The 11,503-nt window shown below is 72.4% G+C and carries 8 protein-coding genes; 2 read left to right on the forward strand and 6 right to left on the reverse strand.

The features are described 5' to 3' along the window. Window positions 1-493 precede the first annotated feature (493 nt). Entirely contained in the window at window positions 494-1,540 is a 1,047-nt protein-coding gene (locus ACZ5CW_RS10075; RefSeq protein ID WP_468599852.1) for an MGDG synthase family glycosyltransferase, read from the reverse strand. A gap of 271 nt (window positions 1,541-1,811) precedes the next feature. Here ACZ5CW_RS10075 and ACZ5CW_RS10080 point away from each other — a divergent pair, with 271 nt between their 5' ends. Next, on the forward strand, window positions 1,812-2,642 hold the full coding sequence (locus ACZ5CW_RS10080) for a ribonuclease BN (protein WP_468599815.1): 831 nt from the start codon (window positions 1,812-1,814) through the stop codon (window positions 2,640-2,642). 27 nt (window positions 2,643-2,669) lie between these two features. On the opposite strand, the gene ACZ5CW_RS10085 is transcribed toward ACZ5CW_RS10080, so the two are convergent. From ACZ5CW_RS10085 to ACZ5CW_RS10105, 5 genes are all read right to left on the reverse strand, one after another. Then, window positions 2,670-5,495, reverse strand: coding sequence for an NHLP bacteriocin export ABC transporter permease/ATPase subunit (locus tag ACZ5CW_RS10085; protein ID WP_468599816.1), 2,826 nt, complete (start codon window positions 5,493-5,495; stop codon window positions 2,670-2,672). Window position 5,496: 1 nt separating this feature from the next. After that, a complete protein-coding gene (locus ACZ5CW_RS10090; protein ID WP_468599817.1) occupies window positions 5,497-7,719 on the reverse strand; it encodes an NHLP family bacteriocin export ABC transporter peptidase/permease/ATPase subunit in 2,223 nt (740 codons plus the stop codon). Then, window positions 7,716-8,522 carry a hypothetical protein gene (locus ACZ5CW_RS10095; RefSeq protein WP_468599818.1) on the reverse strand — a complete coding sequence of 269 codons (807 nt, stop codon included), beginning with the start codon at window positions 8,520-8,522 and terminating at the stop codon, window positions 7,716-7,718. Before ACZ5CW_RS10095 ends, ACZ5CW_RS10090 begins: the two co-directional genes overlap by 4 nt. Before the next feature lie 146 nt (window positions 8,523-8,668). Further along, complete coding sequence (locus ACZ5CW_RS10100) at window positions 8,669-8,884, reverse strand: type A2 lantipeptide (RefSeq protein WP_468599819.1); 216 nt, start codon at window positions 8,882-8,884, stop codon at window positions 8,669-8,671. A gap of 456 nt (window positions 8,885-9,340) precedes the next feature. Beyond that, entirely contained in the window at window positions 9,341-9,754 is a 414-nt protein-coding gene (locus ACZ5CW_RS10105) for a PaaI family thioesterase (RefSeq protein WP_468599820.1), read from the reverse strand. A gap of 186 nt (window positions 9,755-9,940) precedes the next feature. Between ACZ5CW_RS10105 and ACZ5CW_RS10110 the strand changes: the two genes are divergently transcribed. Continuing rightward, the gene (locus ACZ5CW_RS10110; RefSeq protein ID WP_468599853.1) at window positions 9,941-11,461 is read left to right on the forward strand and encodes a S1 family peptidase; all 1,521 of its coding nucleotides are present in this window, start codon (window positions 9,941-9,943) and stop codon (window positions 11,459-11,461) included. Window positions 11,462-11,503: the final 42 nt, after the last annotated feature.

Below are 11,503 nucleotides of genomic sequence, written 5' to 3' on the forward strand. Positions count from 1 at the left end.
CCTCGGTGCCGGTTCGGGCCCTGGCGGATGGCGGAGGGTGTCGATGAGGGCCCTGGTCGAGGAGGGAGTGGCGGGCGTGGGTGGCTCGGTGCCGGTTCGGGTGTCGGTGCTGATGCCGGCCTCGGCGGATGAGGAGGGCCGTCGATGAGAGCCCTGGTCGAGGAACGAGTGGCCGGCATGTGTGGCTCGGCGTGGGGCCGGGCCTTGGTGTCGACGTTGGTCTTGGCGGATGGGTGCTGATGCCGCTTTCGGCGGAGGAAGGGCAGGTGCCGATGAGAGGCGCGGTCGAGGAGGGCGTGTGTGGCTCGGTGTCGGCAGGGGTCTGCGTTCCGGTGCCGGAGCCGGCGGATGACGGAGGGCGTCGATGAGAGTGCCGGACGAGGGGCGAGCGGGTGCCGGGCGGAGGTCGGGATCGGTCGGCTGCCGTGCGGTTGTCCTGCGGATCGGGCGCGCCGCGTGGCCCGGCGTCCGGCCCGGCCGGGTACCGGCCGCCTCACAGCTCGGCCACGCACTCCATAGGGTCACGTCGGAAGAGGGCGCGGCCGCGGGCCACCCGTTCCGCGCGTTCCCGGCCGGTCCCCGAGAGCCTGCCGAGCGCCGCCAGCAGCGCCGGGCCGTCGCTGGTGAAGTCCGACAGGCCGAGCGCGGCCATCCGGCGCACCCCGTCCGCCCCGTGGCCGGGCAACGGCCGGTGTCCCACCACGGGCAGCCCCGCCGCCAGGGCCTGCACGGCGGTCTGACCGGCGGCGTTGTCCACCAGGGCGTACGCGGCCGACAGCAGGCCGGGCATGTCGTCGACCCAGTCCAGGGCGACCGCCGACGGCACCTGGGACACCCGGGCGAGCAGCCGTTCGTTGCGGCCGCACAGCACGACGGGCAGATAGCCCGCCCCCGCCAGCAGCCGGGCCGTGTCGGCCGGGCGGGACGCCGTGCCCCAGGCACCCGCGGACAGCAGCACCGGCGGCCGGCCGGGCGCCCGCCCCGCGAACCGCTCGCGCCAGCGTGCCGCTGCCGCGACCGGTCCCAGGAAGGCGGGCGCGACCACCGGGCCGGTCGTCACGGTGGGCGTGCCCAGTGCCCGGCGCACCTCGGCCGCCGCTGCGTCCGTCAGGCACAGGTACCGGTCGTTGCCGGGATGCAGCCACTGCCGGTGCACGGCGAAGTCGAGCAGGAAGACGGCGCTCGGCACCCGCAGCCCGCCCCGGGACCTGAGATGCCCGGTCAGCTGTGCGGCCAGATGGAAGACGGACACCACCACGTCGATGTCCAGCCGGTCCACCAGGTCCGTGAGGCGGCCGGCGGCGAGCCGGGCCAGCGGCACCCCGCTGGGGCGCGATCCGGTGCCGCCGCGCAGGAACGCCCCGTAGACACCGGCGTACACCCAGGGGGCGTGCCGTACCGAGGCCTGGTAGGAGAGGCGCAGGCCGGTGCCCAGGCCGTACGGCAGCAGCCGCAGCACGTCGACCACGTGCGGTGCGTGCCCGTACGCCGCGGCGCGGCGCGCGAGTTCCGCGGCCACGGTGTCATGGCCGGCGCCCATGCCCGCGCTCACGATCAGCGTCCGTCGCCGGCCGCCCGGGGGGCGCGGTTTTGGGCGGGGCACCTCGGCAGGAGTACGCACGGGGTCCGATTCTCCGGTGACGTGACCGGCAAACGGCGGACCCGTCGGTCGTGTCGCCGGATCGGACGGCCACGGCTGCGCACCATGGCGCCGTGCCGGTTCCCGCTGCCGTCCGGCCAGGCGCCCGGTCCGCGCCGGGGTGGGGGAATCGGCACAGGAGAGCGTGTGGGCGGCGAGCACGGGAGGAGCCGTGAACCGGTTGCGGCGCGGTCTGCACCGCGCTAGGGAATGGCTGAGCATCGGGCGCCTGTTCGCGCACGGCCGCGAGCTGGAGCTGATGCACCGGGCCATGGGGTTCGCGACGCTGGCACTGGTGACGCTGGCGCCGCTGCTGATCGTGATCGCCGCGGCGGATCCCCTGGCGCGGGGCGGTTTCGCCTCGTGGCTCACCGACGGCATGGGATTGTCGGGAAAGTCCGCCCACGCGGTCACCGACGTCATCAGCCCCCCGCGCAGCGTCATCGGCACCACCAGCGTCTGGAGCGGGATCCTGCTCGCGGTCTTCGGCGTGGCCTTCGGCGGCAGCGTGCAGAACGCCTACGAGCGGATCTGGGGCCTGGCCTCCGGCCCCTGGCACCGGGTCTGGCGCCAGGCGACGTGGCTGGTGGTCCTCATGGCCTACCTGTACCAGGAGGTGGCGACGAAGACGGCGCTGCACGGCGGCCAGCGGATCGCCCTGTCCGCGGTCAGCGGCGTGGCGTTCTTCTGGTGGGGGCAGCGCTTCCTGCTCGGCGCCCAGGTCCGCTGGCGCGCCCTGCTGCCGGGTGCGCTCGCCACCGTCATCGGCCTGGTCGGTCTGCGGGCCTTCTCCTACCTCGTCTTCACCCCGCTCATCGTCACCAACGCCCTCAGTTACGGCGCCGTCGGCACCGTGCTCGTGGTCGAGTCCTGGCTGATCGGCGTCGGTTTCGTCATCTACGGCGGGGCCCTGTTCGGCCGCTGGTTCGTCGAACACCACTGGATGCCCTCCCACGACGACCACCGGGACGACGACAGGGAGCGGCGCAGGGGCAAGTACTGACCGCGGCGGCCGGCCGGGCGACGGGGCCTAGGTGAGCTGCCGGCGCACCAGCTCGTGCAGCCGCCCCCCGGTGTCCGCGAGCAGTTCGGCAGGTGTGCCCTGCTGGACGACCTTGCCGTCCTCCATCACGATCACCCGGTCGGCGTCCAGCACCGTCGAGAGCCGGTGGGCGATGACGAAGCGGGTGGCGTTCAGCTTCCGGGTGCTGTCGATGACGATGCGCTGGGTGTCGTTGTCCAGGGCGCTGGTGGCCTCGTCGAAGAAGAGGATGCGCGGGCGCCGGATGAGAGCCTGGGCGATCATCAGGCGCTGCCGCTGCCCGCCGGAGATCGCGCCGTTGCCCGCGACGATCGTGTGCAGGCCCATCGGCATCCGCTGGATGTCCTCCGCGAGCCCCGCCAGCTCCGCCGCCGCCATCGCCTCCTCCGGCGTGTACGGCTCGGTGCCGCAGATGACGTCCAGGATGGAGCCGGTGAAGGGCTGGGCGTGCTGCAGGACCACTCCGCACTGGCGGCGGACCGCCGACTGGTCGAGGGCCGCCAGGTCCTGGCCGTCGTACAGCACGCTGCCCGACACCGGCTTGTCGAAGCCGATGAGCAGCCGCAGGAGGGTGGACTTGCCGCAGCCGCTCGGGCCGACGACCGCCACGAACTCGCCCGGCCGGACGGCGAAGGACACGTCGTCGAGGACGAGCGGGCCGTCGTCGGCGTACCGGAAGGACAGCCGGCGGGCCTCGACGGCGCCGGACAGCGGGCCGGGGCGGGTGCTCGCCGTGCGCACCTCGGGCGTGGCGTCCAGGACCGGCCTGATCTCCTCGAAGAGGGGCAGCGCGGCCACCGCCGAGACGAAGGAACCCGTGAGCTGGGTGACCGAGGTCAGCACCATCGTCACCGAGGTGTTGAAGGTGAGGAACGCCGCCGCCGACATCGCGCCCCGCGCCGGACCCGCCAGCAGCATGAACATCAGCAGGGTGCACACCGGCAGATAGACCGCGCCCAGCACCGTGGTGAGGTTCTTGATCCGGCCGACCCTCTGCTGGAGTTCCCGGCTGCGCGCGAACTCCCGCGCCCACGCCGCGTACGCGTAGTTCTCCGCCGCCGCCACCCGCAGTTTGGGCAGCCCGCGCAGGGTCTGGAACGCCTGGTTGTTCAGCTTGTTGCCGAGCACCACCAGCCGTCGCTGCCAGCGCACCTGCCACAGCCCGAGCCCCAGGAACACGGCCGCGATGACGACGAGCATGCCGATCGCCGCCATCGCCATCGGCACGCTGTACCAGAACAGCAGACCGAGGTTCATCGCGCCGACCGTCACCGACTGCGCGACCACCGGCCCGACCCCTGCGAGCAGCCGGCGGATCGCGCTGATGCCCATGGCCGCGCTCGCCAGCTCACCGGTCGAGCGCTGGGTGAAGAACCGGGTCGGGAGCCTGAGCAGCCGGTCCCACACGGCCGGCTGGAGCGCCGACTCGATACGGCCCTCCAGCCGCAGGATCGTCAGGTTCTCCAGCAGCGTGAACGCGGCCGACACGACGCCGCTGATCATCACCGCCAGGCAGACCTGGACGATCAGGCCCGTCTGGGCCCTGGGAACGTACTCGCCGAGCACCTTGCCGGTCGCGATCGGCACCAGCGCGCCGATCACCACCGTCACCAGCCCGGCGAGCATCAGGCTGACCAGGTCGCCGCGGGTGCCGCGCAGGCTGAACCGCAGCAGTCCCAGCGGTCCGAGCCTCTTGTCGGGCAACGGCCGGTAGAACATCACCGCGCGCGGCTCGAACTCCTCGGCGTTCGCCTTCTCGATCGGCGTCTCACGCCCGGTCGCGGGCTGGACGGCCACATAGCCGCCGCGCCGCCACAGCAGCGCGACCGGCGCCCCGGACAGCGCTCGGTGCCCGACCAGCGGACCCACGTTCTCCCGCCACCAGCGCCCGTCCAGGCGTACCGCCCGGGTGCGCACCCGGGCGGCCAGCGCCACCCGCTCGACCGGGTCCAGGCGGTCGCTCTCGGTGCCGCTCTGCGCGGGCCCGGCGAGAGTGATCCCGGCCGCCTCGGCGACGAGCTTGCAGGCCGCGTAGGAGGCGTCCGCGTCGGCTGCCGTCGTGCGGCGGGCCGAGCGCTTGCCGATGGAGGCCAGCAGGGTCTGGTCGGCCTGGGCACGGACCGCCTCGCCGGCCTTGATCCCGGCGGCCGTGCGCGTCTCGTGCGTGCGCTCCAGCTGCTCGATCCACCGGTCCAGCGCGGTCAGCAGCCGGTACTGCTGGTCGACCATGCTCTGCCACAGAGCGGGGTCCATCAGCAGGTCCGCGGCGGCCTCCGCGCCGTACAGGGAGCCGTACTGCACACTGCCCGGCGGCACCTGCATCCAGAACACGTCGTCGTCGGCCGGAGCGGCGGCCCGTTCCTCCGCCATCGGAGCCTGGAAGAGGACGGACAGGCCGCGGCCCACGCCGAGGGCGACCGCGTACTCCAGCGGGCTCGAAGCGGGCGGCACGTACTGCGGATTGCCGTACTCGTCGTACGACCAGGTCTGGGTGTGCGCCGGCTGGTACAGCTCGCGCAGGTTGACGCGGTGCACCACGCAGTCGCGGACCGGGCGGGCCACCAGGGTGTGTTCGGGTCCGGCGACCGGGCCGAGCAGCAGCGCCCCCGCCTCCAGCCGGCCGAGGTGGTGCCAGTGGCCCTGCTGGGCGGCGTCCACCGCGAACAGGTCCAGGGCGCCGGCCGCGACCAGCCACAGCACCTGCGGACCCTCCAGGTCCAGGCGGCTCAGACCGGCGCAGTCGAACCGGGTGCCCAGCGAGCCGAGCGCACCCAGGACCAGGTCGCCTTCGTGCCCCTCCTGCACAGTCGTCATCTCACTGCTCCCTGACCAGCGCGGCGTACGCGCCGCCGCGCGCCACCAGCTCCTCGTGCCGCCCGCGCTCGACGACCGTGCCGTGCTGGAGCACGACGATCTCGTCGCTGTCGCGGACCGTGCTGAGCCGGTGGGCGATCACCACGCAGGCACAGCCGCGCCGGCGCAGGTTGTCCATCACGACCAGCTCGGTCTGTGCGTCCAGCGCGCTGGTGACCTCGTCCAGCACCAGGATGCTGGGCCGCCGCACCAGCGCCCGGGCGATCTCCAGACGCTGACGCTGGCCGCCGGAGAAGTTGCGGCCGTCCTGCTCGACCTTGCTGTGGATGCCGCCGGGCCGGCGCATCACCACGTCGTAGAGGGCGGCGTCCTTCAGCGCCTCCACCACGGCCTCGTCCGGGATCGACGGGTCCCACAGTCCCACGTTGTCGCGGACCGAGCCCTCGAAGAGGAACACGTCCTGGTCGACGAAGGAGACGGAGGAGGCGAGCGCGCCGCGCGGGATGTCCTCCAGCCGGCGGCCGTCGATGCGGATCACCCCGTCCCAGGGCGCGTACAGGCCCGAGATCAGCCGGGAGACCGTGGACTTGCCGCTGCCCGAGCCGCCGACGAGCGCCACCTGCTGCCCCGGACCGACCGTCAGGTCGAAGCCGGTCAGCAGCGGCTGGTCCAGCGGGCTGTAGCCGAAGGTGACGTTCTCCAGCTCGACGTGCCCGTGCAGCCGGCGGGTGGAGTCGCCACCGCCGGGGCGGGCGTAGAGCGGGTCGGCCTGGAAGTTCTCGACGTCCTTCAGCCGGGCCACGTCGGCCGCGAAGTCCTGGATGCGTCCCGCGACGCCGTTGAGCCGGGTCAGCGGGGCGGTGAAGCGGGTGACCAGCGCCTGGAAGGCGACCAGCAGACCGACCGAGATGTGTCCCTCGACCGCTCGCATGCCGCCGATCCACAGGATCAGCGCGCTGTTGAAGGTGGCGAGCGTCGGCGCGACCACCCCCAGCCAGGCGCTCGGTACCCCGAGCCGCTGCTGCTCCTCGAGCGTGGTGGCGTGCTGCCCGGCCCACTTGCGGAAGTAGCCGTCCTCGCCGCCGGTCGCCTTCATCGTCTCGATCAGCTGCAGGCCGGTGTACGAGGTGTTGGTGAGCCGGGCGGTGTCCGCGCGCAGCTTCGCCGTGCGGGTCGCGCGCAGCCGTACGACCAGCCGCATGGCCACGATGTTCAGCAGGGCCACGCCGATCCCGAGGAACGTCAGCTGCGGGTCGTAGGTGTACAGCAGCACCGCGTACAGCACGACCACGATCGCGTCCACGCCGGCCGCCGCGAGGTCGCGGGCCAGGGTCTCGGCGACCTGGTCGTTGGACTGCAGCCGCTGCACCAGGTCGGCCGGGGAGCGCTGGGAGAAGAACGTGACCGGCAGCCGCAGCAGATGGCGCAGGAAACGGGCGCTGGAGAGGGTGGAGGAGATGATCCGGCCGTGCAGCAGGTTGGCCTGCTGGAGCCAGGTCAGCACCAGCGTGAGCAGCACACAGCCGGCCATCGAGGAGAACAGCACGCCCAGCAGCGAGGTCTGCCCGCCGATGAGGAACATGTCGATGTAGGTGCGGCTCAGCGCGGGTACGGCCGCGCCCACCGCGACCAGCAGCAGGCTGGCCAGCACGGCGGCGGGGAGGGTGCCGGCGGTGCCGCGCAGCCGGGCCGGCACGGCGCCGAGCACGCCCGGCCTGCGCCCGCCCCTGGTGAAGCCCTCGCCGGGTTCCATCACCAGGACGACGCCGGTGAAGCTGCCGTCGAACTCCTCCAGGGGCACGAAACGACGGCCCTTGGCGGGGTCGTTGACGAACACGCCGCGCCGGCCGAAGCGGCGGCCCATGCCGTCGTAGACGACGTAGTGGTTGAACTCCCAGAAGAGGATCGCCGGTGAGCGCACCTCCGCGAGGGCGGCCAGGTCCATCTGCATGCCCTTGGCCGTCAGGCCGTAACCGCGCGCCGCCTTCAGCAGGTTGCTGGCGCGCGAGCCGTCGCGGGAGACACCGCAGGCGATCCGCAGCTCCTCCAGCGGGACGTGCCGGCCGTAGTGGCCGAGGACCATCGCGAGGGAGGCGGCGCCGCACTCGACGGCCTCCATCTGGAGCACGGTGGGCGTACGGACCGTGCCGGTACGGGGCTTGGGGACCGGCCGCTTGGCCGGGGCGGCCCGTCTGCGGCCACGGGTTTCCTGCGTGGTGGTCACGGGAGCAGCCAATCGACGGGGCGCTGGTCGGCCAGCTTGACCGAACCGGAGGCGAGGGTCATCGAATCGAGCGCGTAAGGGGGCCCGTCGGCGGTGGACCAGCGGTAACCGCTCTTCGTCGTCCTCGACCTGTCCAGCTCGACGAGGACGGCCACCGGGCGGCCCTTGCGGCTGAACTGCTCCCCGAGCTGGCTGTCGCCGAGGAACGCGGCGATGGACTGGGCGGACTGGGCGGTGCGGTCCACCGACTTCACCCGGCCGCGCAGTACGCCGTACTCCTGGCTCGGTACCGAGGACACGGTGAGGTCCACGGAGGCGTGTGCCGGAATGGCTGCGGCGTTCTCGGCGGGAACGTACACGGTCGCGTACAGCGGGTCGGAGGCGTGGGCGACCTTCTCGACCGCGGCGACGTTCGTGCCGGTCCGGATGATCTGCCCGATGGTGGCGGCGAGCGTGGTGATCCGGCCCGCGGCCACGGTACGGACCACGGAAATGCCCTGCGGGGTACGGACCTTGACGACCGGCGCGTTCGCCGGCAACCGCTGGCCCTGTTTGGCGAGAACGGACGTCACCTGCCCGGCCACGGGGCTCTGGAGCAGATAACTGCCCTGCCCGTGCGTGAGGACGGCCTGCGCGCTCACCGTGGAGGCGACCGACCCGGTCACCGCCCAGACGGAGGCCGCGGCCATGACGACGACGGTGACGCCCAGCGCGAGCCAGCCCTGCGGGCGGGCGAGACGCACCGGTAGGTCCAGCTCTTCCGGTGACTGGAGCTTGGCGAGGGCCTGTTGGCGGAACTGCACGGAACTTCCCTCACCCGAGGAGAGACGTCGTTACGACGAACGACTGCGACGACATGGGCGCGCCGAGGGACCGTCGGGCCCTGCGGGCACCCGAGAGCCCCGGAGCCGAGGGACGGCTCCGGGACCAAGGTGACACCGAGGTGCGATCAGAGACCGGCGACCAGGTTGGTGACCGGCGCGGTGTTCAGGCCGGTGACGCCCTCAACGGTGCCGACGGCCGTGTCGACCAGGCCGGCAACCGGGGCGATGCCGTTGACGGCACCGGTCACGGTGTTCAGGGCGTTCACGGACAGGCCGCCGGAAACGTTGTCCAGCTCGGCGTCCGAGATCTCGACGGTCTCGACCTGGGGGGTGGAGTTCATGGTGGAACTTCCCTTCATATGGATATTTCACAAGGGGGAGAGCGGCCCCCTCTGGGGACAGACGGACGGCCGCGACCGCGGACGCCGGGCACCCGTGGAGCGGGGACCCGGGCGACCCCTGCGGTGCGATGGATCAAAGCACGCACGCGGGGCGCGCTTCCAATCAACCAGCGCTCTCACCTGGGCACTTGGCTGGCGTACGGGCTCATCCGTGCAGGCGTGCGCACGCCGTGTCGGCGACTCCTTCACATGCCGCACGGCATCGTCGCACCCAGGGCCCTTGCCGCCCGGACGGCGAATCCGGCACTCCGCGCCAAAGGCGTATCCGGGGGGCGTGCGGATGTGCAGATCCGCTGACGACAGTGACTTGGTTGAGTATTCAATGTGTAGATTCCCTGAAGCAGGCATTCCACTAAGCGCCGGGAACTGACCGTCACCGAGCGGTTGCCGAGCGTGTCAGCCCAGGATCGCGTAGACCGTGCTCGCCCGGGCCGCGAGCGCGCCCGAACCGGCGTCGGTCAGCGTGACGTCCGCGAACGCCGTCCGGCGGCCCAACTTGGTGAGGACCGCTTCGATCAGGACATCCGAACCGGTCACCGCCCGCTGGAACGACGTCGACTGCTGAACCGTCGTCATCGGCACGAACCCGCCCCGCGCGGCCGACACCGCGATCACCGTCGCCGTGTCGGCGGCCGCCATCAGCGCCTGCCCGGACAGTCCTCCGCCCTCCCGGGCCAACTGCTGCGACCAGGGCAGACGCAACACGGCCCGGTCCTCGTCCACCGCCTCGACGGTCAGCCCGAGATCGAGCACCCAGGGGGCGAAGTTGGCGGAGAGGATCTTGTCGGCTTCGGCGGTGGTCATCGTCATATGGGGGATTGTTCCCGGCCGCCCGCCGGAACACGCGGAGCCTGGCCGATTCGCCCCCCGGGGCAGGGCCGTCGGGAAACGGAATTGAACACACCGCGCGGCCGGTGCGTACGTACGGCCATCCAGGCGCCCTGATACGAACTGCCCCCCGTCCCCAGGAGGTCGAGAAGTTTGAGTCACAAGCGAATGCCCAAGCGCAAGGCCGCGATAGCGGTGGGCGGTGTCGCGGCGCTCGGAGCGGCGGCCCTCCTGCTGCCCAACGCCAACGCGTCACAGGACAAGAACGACCAGAACGCGGCGTCGGGCGCCACCGGCACCGCGAAGACCCTGAAGGCCGCGGACGCCTCGGACCTCGCCGCCCAGCTGCAGAAGATCCTCGGCGACGCCTTCGCCGGGTCGTACTACGACAGCGGCAAGCAGCAGCTCGTCGTCAACGTGGTCAGCGGCGACGACAACGTCATCGTCCAGGCGAAGAAGGCGGGCGCGGTCGTCCGCAAGGTGGACAACAGCACCGCCGAACTCAAGGCGGCGGCCAAGACGCTGAAGACCAGGGCGACGATCCCCGGCACGTCCTGGGCCGTCGACCCGCGCACCAACAAGGTCCTGGTCACCGCCGACTCCACGGTCACCGGAGCCAAGTGGAACCGGCTGGAGTCGACCGTGCGCGGCCTCGGTTCCGGCATGGCGACCCTGAAGAAGTCCGCGGGCACCTTCAAGCCCTTCGTCTCGGGCGGCGACGCCATCTTCTCCCAGGTGCAGGGCGGCAACGTCCGCTGCTCCCTCGGCTTCAACGTCACCGCGTCCGACGGCAGCCCCGCCTTCCTGACGGCCGGTCACTGCGGGGTCGCCGCCAAGGACTGGTCCGACTCCGAGACCGGGCAGCCCATCGCCACCGTCGACCAGGCGACCTTCCCGGGCAGCGACTTCGCGCTGGTCAAGTACAACGACGCCGCCACGCAGGCGCCGAGCGAGGTCAACGCCGGCAACGGGCAGACCGTGCAGATCAAGCAGGCGGCCGACGCCACGGTCGGCGCGACGGTGTTCCGGATGGGGTCCACCACCGGTCTGCACAACGGTCAGGTCACCGGCCTCGACGCCACCGTCAACTTCCAGAGCGAGACCAACCCGGGCGGCGTCGACACCGTCAACGGCCTCATCCAGACCAATGTCTGCGCCGAGCCGGGCGACAGCGGTGGCTCCCTGTTCACCCAGGACGGCAGTGCCCTCGGCCTCACCTCCGGCGGCAGCGGCGACTGCACCAGCGGCGGCGAGACCTTCTTCCAGCCCGTCACCACCGCTCTCCAGGCCACCGGCGCAACCCTCGGCGCCGCCGGCGACGGCGCGGGCGGCCAGGCGGGTGCCGGTGACCAGGCAGGCGCGGGCGACCAGGCGGGCGCGGGCGACCAGGCGGGCGCGGGCGACCAGGCGGGCGCCGGTGACCAGGCGGGCGCCGGTGACGAAGCCGGTGCCGGTGACCAGTCGGGCGCGGCCGACCCGTCGGCCTCGGCGGGTGCCGGTGACCAGGCGGGCGCCGGTGACCAGGAGGGTGCGGGCGACCAGGCGGGTGCGGGCGACCAGGCGGGTGCGGGCGACCAGGCGGGTGCCGGTGACGCCTCCGGTGCCGGCGGCGACCAGATCGGTGGCGGCGCCGACCACTCCGGCAACGGCCAGGCGGACGACGGCTCGTCCCTCACCGACACGCACTGAGCCGGGCACACCCCGAACCCCTGTCGACCCGGCGCGGTTCCG

This window comes from Streptomyces sp. NPDC031379, from assembly GCF_055569615.1.